General features: G+C 68.8%; 17 protein-coding genes and 2 pseudogenes. 15 read left to right on the top strand and 4 right to left on the bottom strand.

Annotation, left to right across the window (positions count from 1 at the left end; genetic code table 11):
* Positions 1 to 59: 59 nt before the first annotated feature.
* The 7 genes and pseudogenes from uvrA to PV396_RS36225 all read left to right on the top strand — a co-directional run bounded on the left by uvrA (position 60) and on the right by PV396_RS36225 (position 6801).
* Complete coding sequence (gene uvrA, locus PV396_RS36255) at positions 60 to 2675, top strand: excinuclease ABC subunit UvrA (protein ID WP_319212048.1); 2616 nt, start codon at positions 60 to 62, stop codon at positions 2673 to 2675.
* A gap of 18 nt (positions 2676 to 2693) precedes the next feature.
* Positions 2694 to 2996, top strand: a complete 303-nt coding sequence (locus PV396_RS36250) for a hypothetical protein (RefSeq protein WP_319212047.1) — start codon at positions 2694 to 2696, stop codon at positions 2994 to 2996.
* Positions 2997 to 3090: 94 nt separating this feature from the next.
* Positions 3091 to 3987, top strand: a complete 897-nt coding sequence (gene prcB / locus PV396_RS36245) for a proteasome subunit beta (protein ID WP_319212045.1) — start codon at positions 3091 to 3093, stop codon at positions 3985 to 3987.
* Between the two features lie 82 nt (positions 3988 to 4069).
* Positions 4070 to 4348: pseudogene (locus PV396_RS36240) on the top strand (hypothetical protein); the annotation flags it as partial.
* Positions 4349 to 4504: 156 nt separating this feature from the next.
* Complete coding sequence (locus PV396_RS36235; RefSeq protein WP_319212043.1) at positions 4505 to 5764, top strand: RNA-guided endonuclease TnpB family protein; 1260 nt, start codon at positions 4505 to 4507, stop codon at positions 5762 to 5764.
* Between the two features lie 86 nt (positions 5765 to 5850).
* Positions 5851 to 6156, top strand: coding sequence for a hypothetical protein (locus PV396_RS36230; protein ID WP_319212041.1), 306 nt, complete (start codon positions 5851 to 5853; stop codon positions 6154 to 6156).
* A 219-nt stretch (positions 6157 to 6375) separates the two neighbouring features.
* Positions 6376 to 6801 (top strand): VOC family protein, encoded by a 426-nt coding sequence (locus tag PV396_RS36225; protein ID WP_319212039.1) that lies wholly within the window; start codon positions 6376 to 6378, stop codon positions 6799 to 6801.
* 38 nt (positions 6802 to 6839) lie between these two features.
* On the opposite strand, the gene PV396_RS36220 is transcribed toward PV396_RS36225, so the two are convergent.
* Complete coding sequence (locus PV396_RS36220; protein WP_319212037.1) at positions 6840 to 7067, bottom strand: hypothetical protein; 228 nt, start codon at positions 7065 to 7067, stop codon at positions 6840 to 6842.
* A gap of 55 nt (positions 7068 to 7122) precedes the next feature.
* Complete coding sequence (locus tag PV396_RS36215) at positions 7123 to 7638, bottom strand: hypothetical protein (protein WP_319212035.1); 516 nt, start codon at positions 7636 to 7638, stop codon at positions 7123 to 7125.
* Positions 7639 to 7750: 112 nt separating this feature from the next.
* On the opposite strand from PV396_RS36215, the gene PV396_RS36210 reads away from it, so the two are divergent.
* From PV396_RS36210 to PV396_RS45250, 3 genes are all read left to right on the top strand, one after another.
* Positions 7751 to 8701, top strand: coding sequence for a DUF5753 domain-containing protein (locus PV396_RS36210; protein ID WP_416071539.1), 951 nt, complete (start codon positions 7751 to 7753; stop codon positions 8699 to 8701).
* Positions 8664 to 8783, top strand: a complete 120-nt coding sequence (locus PV396_RS45255; RefSeq protein ID WP_416071538.1) for a DUF397 domain-containing protein — start codon at positions 8664 to 8666, stop codon at positions 8781 to 8783. The genes PV396_RS36210 and PV396_RS45255 overlap by 38 nt, the downstream gene beginning before the upstream one ends.
* Before the next feature lie 139 nt (positions 8784 to 8922).
* Complete coding sequence (locus PV396_RS45250; protein ID WP_416071542.1) at positions 8923 to 9267, top strand: SCO0607 family lipoprotein; 345 nt, start codon at positions 8923 to 8925, stop codon at positions 9265 to 9267.
* 153 nt (positions 9268 to 9420) lie between these two features.
* Here the strand turns inward: PV396_RS45250 and PV396_RS36200 are convergent.
* A pseudogene (locus tag PV396_RS36200) lies at positions 9421 to 10548 on the bottom strand (acyltransferase family protein); the annotation flags it as partial.
* Positions 10549 to 10844: 296 nt separating this feature from the next.
* Here PV396_RS36200 and PV396_RS36195 point away from each other — a divergent pair.
* Positions 10845 to 12635 carry an acyl-CoA dehydrogenase gene (locus PV396_RS36195; RefSeq protein ID WP_319212029.1) on the top strand — a complete coding sequence of 597 codons (1791 nt, stop codon included), beginning with the start codon at positions 10845 to 10847 and terminating at the stop codon, positions 12633 to 12635.
* Positions 12636 to 12799: 164 nt separating this feature from the next.
* Here PV396_RS36195 and PV396_RS36190 read toward each other — a convergent pair whose 3' ends face one another.
* Positions 12800 to 13198 carry a PLD nuclease N-terminal domain-containing protein gene (locus tag PV396_RS36190; protein ID WP_319212027.1) on the bottom strand — a complete coding sequence of 133 codons (399 nt, stop codon included), beginning with the start codon at positions 13196 to 13198 and terminating at the stop codon, positions 12800 to 12802.
* Between the two features lie 146 nt (positions 13199 to 13344).
* Here PV396_RS36190 and PV396_RS36185 point away from each other — a divergent pair, with 146 nt between their 5' ends.
* The 4 genes from PV396_RS36185 to PV396_RS36170 all read left to right on the top strand — a co-directional run bounded on the left by PV396_RS36185 (position 13345) and on the right by PV396_RS36170 (position 17032).
* Positions 13345 to 14802 carry a menaquinone biosynthesis decarboxylase gene (locus PV396_RS36185; RefSeq protein ID WP_319212026.1) on the top strand — a complete coding sequence of 486 codons (1458 nt, stop codon included), beginning with the start codon at positions 13345 to 13347 and terminating at the stop codon, positions 14800 to 14802.
* Positions 14799 to 15707 (top strand): menaquinone biosynthesis prenyltransferase MqnP, encoded by a 909-nt coding sequence (gene mqnP / locus PV396_RS36180; protein WP_319212024.1) that lies wholly within the window; start codon positions 14799 to 14801, stop codon positions 15705 to 15707. The genes PV396_RS36185 and mqnP overlap by 4 nt, the downstream gene beginning before the upstream one ends.
* A gap of 35 nt (positions 15708 to 15742) precedes the next feature.
* Complete coding sequence (locus tag PV396_RS36175; protein ID WP_319212022.1) at positions 15743 to 16441, top strand: UbiX family flavin prenyltransferase; 699 nt, start codon at positions 15743 to 15745, stop codon at positions 16439 to 16441.
* 135 nt (positions 16442 to 16576) lie between these two features.
* Complete coding sequence (locus PV396_RS36170) at positions 16577 to 17032, top strand: Lrp/AsnC family transcriptional regulator (RefSeq protein ID WP_319212020.1); 456 nt, start codon at positions 16577 to 16579, stop codon at positions 17030 to 17032.
* Positions 17033 to 17061: the final 29 nt, after the last annotated feature.

Genomic DNA, 17061 nt, shown 5'->3' with positions numbered 1-17061 from the left:
TTCGGCGCCGTTTTCCACGGCCAAGTGCCAACAGGAACTTCAATGAAAAACTTGAAGGCATGGACGAAGTAACGGACGAAGTTACTGCTGACCGAACTCCCGTGATGCGCGTCAAAGGCGCCCGACTCCACAATCTCAAGAATGTCTCGCTCGCGATCCCGAAGCGGAAACTGGTCGTCGTGACCGGTCTGTCCGGTTCTGGTAAGTCCACGCTCGCCCTCGACACCCTCCACCGCGAGAGCCACCGCCAGTACATGGAGTCGTGGGGTGTGGCGACGGCCGGGGTCAGCAGGCCCTCCGTCGACTCGATCACCGGGCTGTCCCCGTCGGTCAGTGTCGACCAGCGTCCGGCAGGGCGTGGCCCCCGTTCCACGGTCGGTACGGCGACCGAGGTCTTCACCTATCTGCGGCTGCTGTGGTCCCGGATCGGCGTGCGCCCGTGCCCCGCCTGCGGGCAGGAGGTCCCACCGTCGTACGCCCACGACCCGGAGGGCGACGAGGAGGAGACCGACGACACGCGTACGGAGGGCGAGTCCACGGCCTGCCCGCACTGCTCCGCCCCCGTGCCCGAACTCGTCATGGGCTCCTTCTCCTTCAACAAGCCCGCCGGCGCCTGCCCGTCCTGCACCGGACTCGGCGAGGTGATCCGGGTGGACGTACGAACCCTGGTCGACGAGGAGTCGAGCGTCGCCGTCGGCGCGGTGCGTGGCTGGCCCAAGCAGCTCGTCGAGCGCAACCTGCCCCTGCTGCGCGCCGCGGCCCGCCACTACGGCCTCACCTTCGACACCGACGCCCCGCTGTCCGAACTGCCCGCAGCGGTAAGGGACTTGCTGCTGTACGGGGTCGAGTCACCCGAGTTCCGCCGCCACCTCCCCGCCACCGGGACCGTCGAGCCCCCGGCCACCGTCTCCGCGGGCCGGTTCGAGGGAGTCGTCACCGCGTTCATGCGCCGCTACGCCGACCGCATCGACGACACCGACTACCGGCAGAAGGCCGAGCGCTCGATGGTGAAGGAGACCTGCGGGGCGTGCGCGGGGACCCGGTTGCGCGCCGAGAGCCGGGCTGTCACCGTGCACGGGCTCGGCATCACGGCCGCGGCCCGGCTGCCACTCGATGAACTCGCGGACTGGGTGGCCGAGGTGAGGGCGTTCTCCACCGGGGACGAGTGGCGGTTCGCCGAACCGGTCGTCGCCGACCTGGAGGAGCGGGTGCGCCGGCTCGTAGACACCGGGGTCGGCTATCTGACCCTCGACCAGTCGAGCACCAGCCTCTCCGCGGGCGAGTCCCAGCGGCTGCGTCTGGCGGCGCTGCTCGGCTCGGGCCTCACCGGCATGCTGTACGTCCTCGACGAGCCGACCATCGGACTGCACCCCGCAGACACGGCCCGCCTCATCGGCGTACTGCGCCGCCTGCGGGACCTGGGCAACACCGTCCTCGTCATCGAACACGACCTGGACGTGCTGTGGGCCGCAGACCACGTCGTCGATATCGGGCCCGGCGCGGGCCGGGACGGCGGCCGGGTCGTCGCCGAGGGAACACCCGAGGAGGTGGCGGCGACGGAGGGGTCCGTCACCGGGGCGTATCTGTCGGGCCGGCTCCAGCAGCCCGTACGGAAGGAACGCCCGCAGGCCGGCGCGGAGTTGGTGATTCGCGGCGCACACGCCCACAACCTCAGGGACGTCACCGTTCGGCTTCCGCTCGGACGGCTGGTGACGGTCACCGGCCCGTCCGGATCGGGCAAGTCGACGCTGATACTGGACGTGTTGGGCAGGGCGGCACATCAACGCCTGGACGGCGGGAAGGGTTTGCCGACCTCCAGGGCGTCTGGCGTGTCACCGGGAGCGCACGACCGTATCGACGGCTGGGAGCACCTCGACAAGGTCGTGACGATCGACCAGGAGCCGATCAGTCGCCTTCCGCGCTCGAACGCGGCGACTTACGCGGATGTCTTCACGCCGGTCAGGGAGCTGTTCGCGGCACAGGGGGCGGCGAAAACGAGGGGGCTGACTCCGGCCGCCTTCTCCTTCAACGTGCCCGGCGGTCGCTGTGAGCGGTGCGAGGGTGCCGGAGTGCTCGCCGTGCACATGCACTTCCTGCCCGCGGTGGAGGTGCGGTGCCCGGGGTGCGGGGGGCGCCGGTTCCGCAGCGAGGTGCTCGCGGTGCGGTACGAGGGGCTCGACATCGCCGAGGTGCTGGCCGCCACGGTGGACGAGGCGCTCACCGTGTTCCGGGGCGTACGGCAGATCGCCGCCAGGCTGCGACGGCTCTCCGACGTGGGGCTCGGCTATCTCCCGCTGGGCCAGCCCGCCACCACCCTCTCCGGAGGTGAGGCCCAACGCCTCAAGTTGGCCAAGGAGTTGGGGCGCCGAGCGACCGGGCGCACCCTCTACCTCCTCGACGAGCCGACCACCGGCCTGCACGCCGCCGACACCGCGCGCCTGCTCGACGTACTCCAACGACTCGTCGACGCGGGGCACTCGGTCGTCACGATCGAGCACAACCTTGACGTCATGCGCGCCTCCGACTGGATCATCGACCTCGGCCCGGAGGGCGGCGCCGGGGGCGGGCTCGTCGTGGCGGAGGGGACACCGGAGCAGGTCGCGGATGCGGCGGCGGGCGGGGTCGGTTCCCGGACGGGTGGGTTTCTGGGAGAGGGCGTACGGGTGAGGGGCTGATCGCCTAGCGTCGGTTCCGTGGACGAAGAGGAAGACCGGCGGCTGGCCGCCATCACCCCCGAGATCACCCGCCGTTCGATCGACCTGCTGCGCAAGGTGGTCGGTCTCTATCCCGAGGAACGCATCGCCCAGGAGGCCCTGGACTGCGCCGACGACATCCTGGCGGAGTACGGCACGGACGGGCTGCGCATCCTCGTCATGAGCCTCACGGGCTGGGCCGCCGTGGAGACAGAGAAGGACGCGCTGGCGTCGAAGCGGCCCCTGGACTCGATGATCGACGACATGATGCTGACGTGGCTGGAGGCCAACCCGGAGGCATGATCGGTTGTTTCCCGGGTGCCGGCGCCTGGTAGGAGTCGGTCATGCGCCGCCCGCACGCACGTGCGGCGAAGGGGGAGGGGAGGGGGAGGCGGACATGACGGAACGTCACCACGGCGGCCTCGACGGCCGGTTGGACGCGGAGTTTTTCGTACCCGGGAACTCGTCGTTCACGGAGTTCGTGGCAGCGCATCGACCGGAACTGCTGCACCGCGACGACCAGTTCCTGCCGGCGGGCGTACGGCCCGACCCGAACCAATTCCCGCACGGGACAACCGTGTTGGCGCTGACCTACCGCGACGGCGTGCTGCTCGCCGGGGACCGCAGGGCCACCATGGGCAACCTGATCGCCCAGCGGGACCTGGAGAAGGTGATCCCCGCCGACGACCACACCGCCGTCGCCTTCGCGGGCAGCGTCGGGATGGCGCTGGACATGGTCAAACTGTTCCAGGTCGAGCTGACGCACTTCGAGAAGGTCGAAGGTGCCCCGATGTCGCTGCGGGCGAAGGCCAACCGCCTCTCCGGCATGATCCGCCAGAACCTGGGCCAGGCCATGCAGGGGCTGGCGGTGGTACCGCTGCTCGCCGGGTACGAGCCCACCGGGAGCGAGAGCGGCAACGGGAGTGGAAACGGGAGCGGGGGGCGGCGTGGGCGGATCTTCGGGTACGACGTGACCGGCGGGACGTACGAGAAGTTCGGGTTCCACGCGGAGGGCTCCGGATCGCCGTACGCCCGGGGCGCGTTGAAGAAGCTGTACCGCGAGGACATGTCCCGTCGCGATGCCGCCCTCGCCGCGCTCCAGGCGCTGTACGACGCGGCGGACGACGACTCGGCGACGGGCGGGCCTGACATCGGCCGCCGTATCTTCCCGATCGTCTCGCTGATCACGGAGGACGGCTTCGAACGCCTCCCGGACCAGGAGACGGAGGACCTCAGCCACGAGATGGTGGCGGCGAGGCGAAGCCGCCCGGACGGGCCGGTCGCCCTGCCGTAGACGCTCTTTCGCGCGCGACGCATACGAACCCCTCGGTTCTCACTTCAGGTGAGTACGTGAGGCCGGAGGGGGAGAAGCGACCGTGGACGAGAAGGTTCTTGACGCGCAGAAATGGGTGAACGCCACCTACGCAGGCGTTTCCGGCTGCACGGCGTGCCCGGAGACCGGCCGGACCGGGTGGGCCACCATGAACTCCCTGATCATGGGGCTCCAGCACGAGTTGGGCATCAGCCCGGTCGTCGCCGGCTTCGGGCCCGGCACGCTGGCCAAGCTCCAGGCCATCGGCGACATCGGGTTCGGCTGGAAGGCGAACGGCAACATCGTCCGGATCATCCAGCACGGGCTGTTCTGCAAGGGCTACCGGGTTCATCGGCGTTCACGCCGGTGGTGAAGCCGATCGCGTGGCTGTGGGGCGGAGCGCCACGGTATCCGGCGGAGCCGGATGGTGCTTCCAGGGTGAGATGGCCAACGGACGTTCCCCGCGACAGGGGGTGTCGCGTGTTCGTACGATCGGCGAATGCAGCTTCGGTATGCCTTCCGGTTGTATCCGGAGCCCGGTCAACGCGCCGCGTTGGCCAGGGCGTTCGGATGCGCCCGCGTCGTGTTCAATGACGCGGTGCGCGCCCGTGAGGATGCCCGTGCGGCCCGGCAGCCCTATCCCAAGGCCGCTGTCCTGTCCCAGCAGTTGATCACCCGGGCCAAGAACACTCCCGAACGGTCCTGGCTGGCCGAGGTTTCCTCGGTCGTCCTGCAGCAGGCTCTGCGGGATGTCGAGGCGGCCTACAGGAACTTCTTCGCCTCGCTGAAGGGTGAGCGCAAGGGGAAGCGCGTGGGTGCGCCGCGTTTCAGATCGCGTAAGGATGCCCGGCAGGCGATCCGGTTCACCGCGAACGCCCGCTGGAAGATCACGAGCAGCGGGCGGCTGTCACTGCCGAAGATCGGCGATGTGAAGGTGAAGTGGTCTCGGGTCCTGCCGGTGACTCCGTCGAGTGTGACGGTGATTCTGGACGCGGCGGGCCGGTACTTCGCCAGTTTCGTCATCGACACCGACGAGGAGACGGACCTTGCCCGCTGGGACGACGATCCGGACCCCGAGGCCGCGATCGGCCTCGACCTCGGGCTCACTCTCCCCCAGACTCCGTCCGGGGGGACCCCCATCGCGGTCCTCTCCGACGGCACGAGGATCGACTCCCCGCGGTTTCTGCGCCGCGCGGAGAAGAAGCTGAAGAGAGCGCAGCGGGAGCTGTCCCGCAAGCGGAAGGGGTCGAAGAACCGGGAAAAGGCCCGCCGGAAGGTTGCCCGCGCTCACGCGGGGGTGGCCGATGCGCGCAAGGAGTTCCATCACCAGCTCTCCACGAAGTTGATCCGCGAGAACCAAGCGGTCGCGGTGGAGGACCTGGCGGTATGCGGACTGGCGCGCACCCGGCTGGCCAAGAGCGTGCATGACGCGGGCTGGGCCCAGTTCGTCGGCATGCTCGAGTACAAGGCGCAGCGGTACGGGCGCACCTTCGTCAGGATCGGCCGGTTCGAGCCCACCAGCCAGATGTGCTCGGCCTGCGGTCACCGGGACGGGCCCAAACCCCTGCACGTACGGCAATGGACCTGCCCCGCCTGCAACACCCTCCACGACCGCGACCACAACGCCGCACTCAACGTCAAACAGGCCGCCGGACTGGCGGTATCGGCCTGCGGAGCGCCGGTAGGACCGGGACTCGTCCCGGCACAGCGCGAAGAAACAGGAAGTCACGGAATCCCGCTCCAAGCACGTGCCGCGTAGCAGCACAGCAACGAACGGGATGGCCAGAATCTCCCTCCTTCAGGAGGGGGAACAAGTCAAGAGTCGAACCACCTCTCCGGTACGCGATGGCGATCCGCCCGGAGGCGTACCCGGTCGGCGTCAAGGGCGGCCTGTATCCGCAGGAGCTGGTGATCGTCCGGGACATCCTGACGGAGCTGGACGGCACGGTGAGGTGGGGCGGCGACTTCGGCACACCGAAGGAGTCGCACTTCGAGATCGCGGTGAGGTCCGGCCACCCGAAGCTGAAGGGCGTCGCACGGAAGATCCGCGGCTGGAACGACACCCCGGGGGAGGGCGCGGGCTCGACCGACGCGTTCGACGTGAGGCGACGCGCGAAGGCGAGGGCGTTCGCTCTGCGGATCGCGGGTTAGGGCGTAGAGCGTAGGGCCCAGGGGGAGAGGGGTGACCCTGCTCGCGGTGGCAGGTAGTGTCGGGCACATGACTGCCGGGTCGGCCTCTGGCCACACACGAGCAGGGCGCCCGGCCTCCGCGTGAGCGCGAGGCGGGCCCGAGCCCCGCCCACTCCTTCGTGTCTTTCCTCTTCGCCCCCACCACAGCGAACCTCAGGACACGGAGATCCAGTCAACGTCATGTCACAGACGCAGACCCCTCGTACCCCCGAACTACCCACCACCACCGTCCAGTTGAACCACCACGCCGTCTATGCGAGCGACCGCCACCTGTCGGCGGAGTTCCTCGCCACGATCCTGGGCCTGGAGGTCGGCGCCCCGTTCGGACCCTTCCTGCCGGTCGACCTCGGCAACGGCGTGACCCTCGACTACTACGAGAAGCGCGACGAGCCGATCCAGCCGCAGCACTACGCGTTCCTGGTGCCCGAGGACCAGTTCGACACGATGATCGCCCGCCTGGAGGCGGTGGGCGTCACCTACTACGCCGACCCGAACCACACCGACCCCGGCTGCATCAACCACCTCTTCGGCGGCTCCGGCGCGTACTTCGCCGACCCGGACGGCCACAACCTGGAGATCATGACCCGGCCGTACGTACGCCCGTAATCACGACCGGCTGATGGCCGCCGCGCTGCCGGCGGCCATCAGGCCTGTTCACCGGCCTGATCACGAAGACTCATGCGCTTCGCCTTCCGGCGTCGCCGCACGCGGTCGCCGAGCTCGCCCGAGGCGATCGCGAGCGCAGAGATCGCCGCACTTCCCGCGAGCCCCAGTGGCTGACCCGTCATTTTGCCGAGCAGCCAGAAGCCGACGGCGAGAACCGCCCACCACACCATCCACGCGCCGATCGCGGACCAACGGAGTCTCTTCACGGCGTCACGACACGTCGACGTCGTTCCCCCGGGATCAGGAACATCTCTGGTCGGCTCATCCCGTCGTCTCCAGTACGGAGTAGTCGGCGAAGCAGCGGCGGTACCGCGTGTGGCGGGTTTCCTGCATGTGCCGTCGCTGCCATTCCTCGACCTTCGCCGGGTCCGGGTGCCGACCCGACGCCGCCCCGCAGTCGGCCTCGTCGCCCGAGACGCAGCAGGCCTCGTACTCCGGTTCGGCGGTGCCGTCCTGGACGATGGAGTACGGCACGTACCGGAAGACCCGTAGGCGGGGGGCTGCCTTCTCACCGTCCCCGGGATGTGCCTGCCGCTGGTGGCGTCGGAGCAGTACGTCGGCGTCGGTCTCGCGGCTGCCGTCGGCTTCGGCGCGGGCCATGTGCCGTAGCGCCGCCAGCTGGTCACAGGTGGCGCAGCCGGGTACGGGGGTGGGCGGGGCCGGGTAGCTCGTCGCGGTCAACAGGTCGGTCACGGAACGCCGGTTGACCTCCCGCACGCTCGCACTCAGCCGCTCGTCCCTGCTCGCCGGCCACTTGACTTCCTCTTCGTTCGCCATGCTCACTCCGTACGCGCGTTGTTACTCTCGGTGTATCGAGCGTGGCTCAGGGGAACGGTCCGGATCAATGGTCGGGGCGTGTGAATGGGGCATTGGCACCAGAGGGGGGCGCGTGGTTCGACGTAACGCAGAGGATGCCGTCGGGACGGGCGTCAGCAACGCCGCTCTGTTCGGTGAGGTGTTGCGGCACTTCCGCGAGGCCGCGTTGCTCACGCAGGCCGCGCTCGCGCAGCGGATCCCGTGCGACCGGTCCCATGTCGCGAAGGTCGAGGCGGGGATCAGCGTCCCGCAGGACACTTTCGCGAAGGCCTGCGACGAACTGCTGGGTACGGGCGGGGTGTTGCTGCGGTTGTGGAAGAAGGTCGACTGGTATCCGGAGGTGCAGCATCCGGACTGGTTCGCCCGCCGGGCGCGGATGGATGCGGAGGCAATCGCCCTGCGGGCGTATCAAGACCGCGTCATTCCGGGCTTGTTGCAGACCCCGGAGTACGCGCACGCCCTGTTCTCGCAGGTCGACAGCGCCGGCGAGGCCGAGGAACACGTACGCGCGCGCCTGAGTCGGCAGCGCCGCTTCCTGTCGGACGACGGGCCCTTGTATCTCGCTGTCCTGGACGAGAGCTGTCTGCGCAACGTGGTGGGAAGCCCAGCGGTCATGCGCGACCAGTGCGCGCATCTGCTGGAGGTCGGGCGACGCCCCAACATCCGTATCCAGGTGGCTTCCGCAAGCCTTGAGGGGGTCGTCCGTCCCAACGCGTCCATGTCGCTGATCGAGCTGGCCGACGGGCACCGTTGGGTGTACTCGGAGTCTCTCGACCGTGGCCATTTCAACGACGATCCAGCCGTCTACCTGCACCACTTGCAGGCCTATGATGTGCTCAGGGCGGATGTCCCCTCAGCCCGTGAATCGGCCGCTCTGATCAGCGACGCGATGGAGGAGCACGAGCAGCATGGACAGGCACCAACTCTGCGCGGCGACCTGGATCAAGAGCAGCTACAGCGGCAACAACGGCGGCGACTGCATCGAGGTGGCCCCCGGATTCCCCGGCGTCGTCCCGGTCCGTGACAGCAAGGTGGGGGTCGGCGGTCCCGTGGTCGTCGTGACCCGTGTCGCCTGGGTGGAGTTCTTGGCGTTCGCGTCCCGCTGACGGGTCAGGGGGTGAACGGCTCCTGGAACTACAGCGGTTGAGTATCCATGAGTGCAGTGGTGAGTACCCGTACTCATGGAACGGCACTGCCTTGCGGCGAGAGTAGCGGCAGACGGATCGAGAGCGACTGGAGACGATCATGTATCTGCCCCGCAGGACGAGCCGAGCCGCTGCCGCGCTCCGCCCCGGAAGGGTCCGTATCGCCGCTGCTGCTCTCGTGAGCGCGGCCGCAGTCGTGGCACTCACCGGGTGTTCCGGCTTCGAGTACACGGAGAACATCTGCGGCAGCGACGAGTACCCCGTTCTGTCCGTGGGCAGCACTGGCAGCTCCTGCGTGTCGGACAAGGAAGAGCCGCCGGCGGGATCCGCGCGCTTTCCGGAGGGCAAGGTGCCGAAGGAGGTCGACGACAAGTGGGACGTGTACTGGGCCACCCACACGCTCGACAAGGACGGAAACATCATCGACGTCCCCGCCGCGGGCTGACGCCTGCGTCGCCGCGACGCGCCACCGTATTCGGTCGCCGTCCGCATCCGCACCTGACGCCTTCGGCCCCGGTGTCCGTGGGCCGCGTCGGGCCAGCCGTCGGCCCAACGCCTGGCCAGGAGCCTCGACATACCGTTGGCTCAGCACGCACAGCGGCAGCAGTACCGCGAAGAAGGTGACTTCCGGGAGCAGGTTGTCCTGCCGCAGCCGCCCGATCGTGCCGTCGCTCAGCGTCAGCAGCACCGGATGCAGCAGATAGACGGAGTAGCTGATCGTGCCCAGCCCGACCAGCACTCGCGGTACGCGGCGGTGGCGCAGCGCCAGTCCGACGCCGAAGGTGAGTACGGCCAGCAGGAACGCCGTGATCCAGGCGCGCCGCGTGAAGTGGTCCCCGTCGCCGTACCCGTACGCGCTCCCCACCGCGCAGACGACGACCACGAGGGCTGCGCAGGCGGCGTACCACCAGCTGCCGCGGCCGTGCTCGGCCCGGTGCGCGGCCGTGCCGAGGAACATCACGGCGAGGATCACCAGGCCCTCCCACACCGGGACCGTGCCGTTGAAGAGGACCAGGAGCAGGGCCAGAGAGCCACCCAATCCGCCTCCGAACAGGCGGAGTCGGGGGGATCCGGCGCTCGTGCAGCAGATCGCGGCCGTCAGGGTGACAGCGGTGATCGCGACCAGGCGGCCGGTGCCGACCGCGTCGGAGAGCGCGGAGGGCGAGAGCGTGACCCCGGCCGCCACGCTCACGGCGGCGAGCGAGGCCAGGGTGACGGCGATCGGCGTCGGGCGTTCGTGTCGGCCGATCGTGAAGAGGGAGACGACCAGGAGGTAGAAGGCCATCTCGTAGGAGAGCGTCCACAGGACCAGGAGGAGGTTGGGGGTGCCCAACAGCTCCTGGAACAGGGTGAGATGGGCGACGGCGGTGGTGGTGGCGCCGAAGTCGGTGCGCGGTTCGGCGATGCCGAGCAGTCCGAGGGCGAGGACGGCGGCGACGGCTACGACGCAGAGCGGGTAGATGCGGAAGATCCGGCCGAGCCAGAACGTCCTTACGCAGCCCCGGCGTTCCAGTGACGCCGGGATGATGTAGCCGCTCACCAGGAAGAACACCAGGATGCCGTACCGGCTGGTGTTGAACTCGGGGATCAGCTCCCGCCGGAACTCGGGCAGGTAGGAGTACGAGGAGTGGTCGAACACGACGACGAGCGCGGCGATGCCACGCAACGCGTCCAGCCAGCCCAGTCTGTTCGGCTGCTCCGTCGAGTCGGTCGGCAGACCGGTCATGGGGTGGGCTCCACCGGCAACTCCTTCGCGTCCGCTCGATACGGATATCAGATGCGCGCTGATTGTCTTGTCCGTCGTCGCCTCCGGAATCCCGTGTTCCGATTAAATCGAACTGGATTCCGGTTAAGAGGGGAGAGGGTTGCTCGGAAGGTCGTTCAGGCGTTCGATGGCGACTAAACCGCCGACGCCGTACTTCGACCGATTCCTGTCCATTAATGCCGCATATTCAGCAATTTCTGAAGTGCTCCTGGTCACTATTGGTTGATCCCCGAATGACAATGGGCATCTTGATCATCATGACCACGGAGACGCGCACGCCCCATCCAGTCCTTGACCAAGCGGCCATCACCAGCCTCCTCTTCGACGACGGCGCGGACGGAAACGAGGTCCACGAACGCTGGCGCAAAGCCGTCTCGGAGGAACTGTTCCGGTATCGGCCCGGACTGGGGACCCAGCAACGATGGCAGCTCGCCTATGAACGGCTGCGAGCCCTGAACAAACACGTTCCGTCACCCGAACACCTGGCGAACGACCCCCGCGGACTTGCGGCGTTGCACGAGTGGACCTGCCCCGTGGACGGCGCCACCGTCACCGTCGCCGGTATCCACTACAACCTCTTCCTCGGCAGCGTCGTCGACGACCAGGTGTCCCCGCCGCGCGAGTTGACGGACTTCACCACGATGACCCGCATGGGCACGTTCCTCGTCACCGAGCGCGCGCACGGCAACGACGTACCGGCGCTGGAGACCGTCGCCCGGTACGACAGGGAGCGCGACGAGTTCGTGCTGCACACCCCGCACCCCGGGGCGCAGAAGTACATGCCCAACACCAGCTCCGCGGGCGGCCCCAAGACCGCGGTGGTCGCCGCCCGGCTGATGGTCGACGACAAGTACCTGGGCGCCTTCCTCTTCCTCACCCCGCTGAGCGACGAGTACGGCACCCTGCCCGGCATCACGGTCACCCTGCTGCCGGAGCGCGTCGGCACCTCGGTGGACCACTGCGCCACGAACTTCGACAACGTACGGCTGCCCCGTACCGCCCTCATCCAGGGCGCCCACGGCCAACTCCTGCCCGACGGAAGCCTCGTCAGCTCCGTCGGCAGTCCGCGCAAGAGGTTCCTGCACGCCATCAGCCGGGTCACGGCGGGCAAGCTGTGCATGAGCGCCAGCGGGCTCGGAACCGCCCGTACGGCACTCGCGATCGCCGTCCGGTACTCGTACACCAGACACATATCCGGGCCGGTCGCCGGGCAGCGCGTCCCGATCGCCGCCCACCGCAGCCACTACACCCGCCTCCTCGACCACACCGCCACCGCCTACGCCATGACCTTCCTGCACCGGGCGGCCACCGAACGCTGGGTCACCCACGCGCCCGAGGACCGCGAGGGCGCCGAGCGGCTGGTCGCCGTCACCAAGGGGTGGGTCACCTGGCGGGCCCGCGAGATCGTGACCGAGAGCCGGGAGCGGTGTGGTGCCCGGGGGCTGTTCTCCGTGAACGGACTCGCCGCCATGGCCGGTGACATGGACGGCGCGATCACCGCCGAGGGCGACAACGTGGCGATCTGGTGCAAGGCCGGCGCCGAGATGATCTTCGGGCACGAGCTGGCGGCGGAGCCCGTACGGCCCACCGGCGCCGAGCCGTTGACCGACCCGGGGCTGCTGCGCCGCGCCCTGACCGTCGCCGAGCGCTACTGGCACCTCGCCGCCCGTCGCGATCTGCGGCGCGGTGACGGGGGCGACGCCCTGGGCCGCTGGAACAACGCGTCCGACGCCGCGCTCAACCTCGTGGAGGTGTACGCGGTGGGCCAGGCCGCCGACGCTTTACTGGCCGCGTGCGCCCGCGTGTCCGACCCGATCACGCGCGCGGTCCTGGAGGACCTCGGCGCGCTGTTCCTGCTCCGCCAGATCGACGCCCGCAGCGGCCTGCTGCTCGCCGAACAGGCCCTCACCGCCGACCAGGTACGCGCCCTGCCGGAAACCCTGCACGCCCTCACCACCCGGCTGGCCCCGCACCTGAGCAACCTGACCGAGGCCTTCGCCGTCCCGGAGGAACACCTGTCGTCACTGCCGATGCTGAGCGGCGTCTGACGTGTCTCTTTCTGCATTGGTACGGGGCTACGGTTGGCCCAAAGATGACGTGCCCATGACTTGTCATTGACGCGTGCCGGGCGTGTGGGGGATGTACGCCCGGCAGGTCCCACGAGCCGCCACACCACGACGCCGCGATCAATGTCAACAGCCCGAGGAGCGTGTCAATCCTTGGGATCCTCGCCGCTCTCCCGGCGCTTCAGTTCCTCCTCGCGGCGGCGCAGGTCCGCCTCCCAGTCCCGGAGATGGGCGTCGTCGTCCTTCACCGGCTCACCGGCGTCGGTCTTCCCGGCCTTCTCGTCCCGGAGGGACTTCAGGAACTCCGGGTTGTCGTCGGGGGCCACCCACTGGCCGCCCGAGAGGCCGCCCATGCGCTGCGAGGTGGCGCGGTCACGCCCGATGATCAGCCAGGAGATCGAGCCGACCAGCGGGAACAGGAGGATGAGGATGGCCCACACGGGTTTGGGCATGAAGCGGACGTCCTTCTCCTGCGTCGTGACGCAGTCGATGAACGCGTAGATGCTCAGGGCGAGAGGCACCAGGATCAACAGCACCCGCAGCATGTATTCGGTCCCCTTGAGTCGCTGTCCGGAGCTTGCCCGGAGTCGTTGCGGAGTCGTTGCCCGGAGTCGATGTCCGGGCGGCCGGGCCGGTCGCGTCCGGCCCCCGCTGACAGGTCCAGGGTAGTGCGTAACGGATACTGGAACGCATGGCTTACGACGATCTTCGCTCCCTGCTCAGGGCGCTGGAGCGCGAGGGCGACCTCAAGCGCATCAAGGCCGAGGTGGACCCGTACCTGGAGGTCGGGGAGATCGTCGACCGCGTGCAGAAGGCAGGCGGACCCGCGCTGCTCTTCGAGAACGTGCGCGGGTCGGCGATGCCGCTGGCGATGAACGTGTTCGGCACCGACCGGCGGCTGCTCAAGTCGCTCGGGCTGAAGTCGTACGCGGAGATCAGCGAGCGGATCGGCGGACTGCTGAAGCCCGAACTGCCGCAGGGGTTCGTGGGTGTGCGGGAGGCCTTCGGCAAGCTCGGCTCGATGGTCCACGTACCGCCGAAGAAGGTGAAGTCCGTTGACGCGCCCGTGCACGACGTCGTGCTGCGGGGCGACGAGGTGGACCTCGACCTCCTCCCGGCCCTCTTCACCTGGCCCGAGGACGGCGGCTCCTTCTTCAACCTGGGCCTGACGCACACCAAGGACCCGGAGAGCGGGATCCGCAACCTCGGCCTCTACCGCCTCCAGCGGCACGACAAGCGCACCATCGGTATGCACTGGCAGATCCACAAGGACAGCCGGAACCACTACCAGGTGGCGGCCCGCAAGGGTGAGCGGCTCCCGGTGGCGATCGCGTTCGGCTGCCCGCCGGCCGTCACCTACGCCTCCACGGCCCCCCTCCCCGGGGACATCGACGAATACCTGTTCGCCGGGTTCATCGCGGGCAAGCGGATCGAGATGGTCGACTGCATGACGGTGCCCCTGCAGGTGCCCGCGCAGGCGGAGGTCGTACTGGAGGGCTGGCTGGAGCCCGGCGAGATGCTGCCCGAGGGGCCCTTCGGCGACCACACGGGCTTCTACACCCCGCAGGAGCCCTTCCCGGCGCTGAAGATCGACTGTGTGACGATGCGCAGCCGCCCGCTGCTCCAGTCGATCGTCGTCGGCAGGCCGCCCACGGAGGACGGTCCGCTGGGCCGCGCGACGGAGAGGTTCTTCCTCCCGCTCCTCAAGATCATCGTGCCGGACATCGTGGACTACCACCTCCCCGAGGCCGGCGGCTTCCACAACTGCGCGATCGTCGCGATCGACAAGAAGTACCCCAAGCACGCGCAGAAGGTGATGCACGCGGTCTGGGGCGCCCACATGATGTCCCTGACCAAGCTGATCGTGGTCGTCGACGCGGACTGCGACGTCCACGACCTGCACGAGGTCGCCTGGCGGGCCTTCGGCAACACGGACTACGCCCGCGACCTGACGGTGGTCGAAGGCCCCGTCGACCATCTCGACCACGCCTCCTACCAGCAGTTCTGGGGCGGCAAGGCGGGCATCGACGCGACCCGTAAGTGGCCCGAGGAGGGGTACACGCGCGACGGCGGCTGGCCGGAGATGGTGGTGTCCGACCCGGACACGGCCGCGAAAGTGGACAGACGCTGGAAGGAATACGGCCTGTGAGTTCCGCATCCGCCTCCGCCGCACTGCCCCAGCCGGGCCGCACCAGGGCGTTCCTGCGCCTGGTGATGATCGAGCACTCGATCTTCGCGCTGCCCTTCGCCTACATCGCGGCGCTGACCGCGATGTTCCAGGTCGACAAGAACATCCACTGGGGCCGGCTGCTCCTGGTCACCGTCTGCATGGTGGGCCTGCGCACCTTCGCGATGGCGGTCAACCGGATCATCGACCGCGAGATCGACGCCCGTAACCCGCGCACCGCCCACCGCGAGCTGGTCACGGGCGCCATGTTGGTGAAGCACGCCTGGACCGGCGCCCTGGTCGCCGTCGTCGTCTTCCTCGGCTCGGCGGCCCTGCTGAACCCCCTGTGCCTGGCCCTCGCCCCCGTCGCGGTGATCCCGATGGTGGTGTACCCGTACGGCAAGCGGTTCACGAACTTCCCCCAGGCCATCCTGGGTCTCGCCCAGGCCATGGGGCCGGTCGGCGGCTGGTTGGCGATCACGGGGGAGTGGTCCTGGGACGCGGTCATCCTGGGGCTCGCGGTCGGCATCTGGATCGGCGGCTTCGACCTCATCTACGCCTGCCAGGACGTCGACACGGACCGCGAGACCGGCGTCCTGTCGGTACCGGCCCGCTTCGGCATCCCGGCGGCGGTGTGGAGCGCCCGGGTCTGCCACGCACTGACGACGGCCCTGCTGGCCTGGTACGCGCTGGCCACGGACGCGGGCGCGTTCTTCTGGCTGGGACTGGCGGTCGTGGCGGCGGCCTTCGTCTACGAGCACAGGATCGTGCGCCCGCACGACCTGTCACGCCTGAACCGGGCGTTCTTCTCCGTCAACGGCTTCATCGGCATCGCTCTTTTCGGGTGTGCGCTGGTGGACCTGCTCGTCCGTGGACTCACGGTCTGAATTCAGGTACGGGTGACCGCCGGTAGGCTCAGGGTGTGAACGCAGGAGAAACGCAGCGCACGCCTTGGATCGTGGGGGTGTCCGGAGCGTCGGGGACGCCGTATGCGGCTGCCGTGCTGCGTGCGCTGCTCGATGCGGGGGAGGCCGTCGATCTGGTCGTCAGCCGGGCCTCGCGGCTCACGCTGCTCGACGAGACCGGGATCTCCTTCCGGGACGCCCACTGGCAGGACGACCTGCGGGAATGGCTGGCCAGGGGCGCCGACGGCAAACCCGGCACCTTCGCCGTGGACATCGACCGCGTACGGCACTGGAGCGCCGGGGACCTGGCGGCCGGGCCCTCCTCCGGGTCGTACGCCACCAAGGGGATGCTGATCGTGCCCGCCTCCACGGCCTGCGTGGCCGGGGTCGCGCTCGGGCTGTCGAAGGACCTGTTGCAGCGGGCGGCGAGTGTGACCCTCAAGGAACGGCGCGCTCTCGTCGTCGCCGTACGGGAGTCCCCGCTGAACGGGCAGACGCTGCGGCACCTGGTGACCCTGGACGACGCGGGCGCCAGCGTCGTACCGGCCTCGCCCGCCTTCTACGCCGGCGCCACCCACATCCAGGACCTCGTGGACTTCGTGGCCGGGCGCGTGCTCGACGCGGCGGGCGTCCCACACCGGCTGTACACCCGCTGGGAGGGCGAACTCGGCGGGGGTGCCGGGGAATCCCGTACGTCCCGTACTGATAACGACTGAGCCGGCGTACGTATCAGCAACTGGCAGTACCACTCATCACCTTCAGCAGGCTTCACCCCCAAGCAAGTTTCACCTTCAGCAAGCTGTGAAATGTTCAGCATTCTTCAGGATTCTTCATCGGAAGGCTCGAATCGCATGGACGCCGTGGACAGGCAGCTCATCCAGGCCCTGAGGGAGAACGGCCGGGCCTCCTACGCCGAGCTGGGGCGCCTCGTCGGTCTGTCGGGGCCCAGTGTCACCGACCGCATCAACCGGCTGGAGACGGCCGGTGTCATCACCGGGTACCGCGCCACCGTCGACGCCGCCTCGCTCGGCCTCGGCGTCACCGCGCTCATCGGTATCTCGCTCTCCGACGCCGCCGACCACGAGGACGTGGCGCGTCGGCTGCGGGACCTCAGCGAGATCGAGGACTGCTGGTTCATCGCGGGCGACGACTCGTTCATGCTCAAGGTGCGGGCGAGCGACGTCGACGGCCTCGAGAAGATCATCCGGCGGCTCAGTGGGACGCAGGGCGTCTCCAGGACCCGTACGACCATCGTGCTCTCCACGAAGTGGGAGAACAGGGTCGGTGAGCTGCCCGAAGAGCACTAGGAACGTGGGCGTACGGTTGACCAGGCTGT

The sequence above is a fragment of the Streptomyces sp. ME02-8801-2C genome (genome assembly GCF_033793965.1).
GTDB lineage: Bacteria > Actinomycetota > Actinomycetes > Streptomycetales > Streptomycetaceae > Streptomyces.
This window is presented reverse-complemented; position numbering and strand designations above follow the sequence as displayed.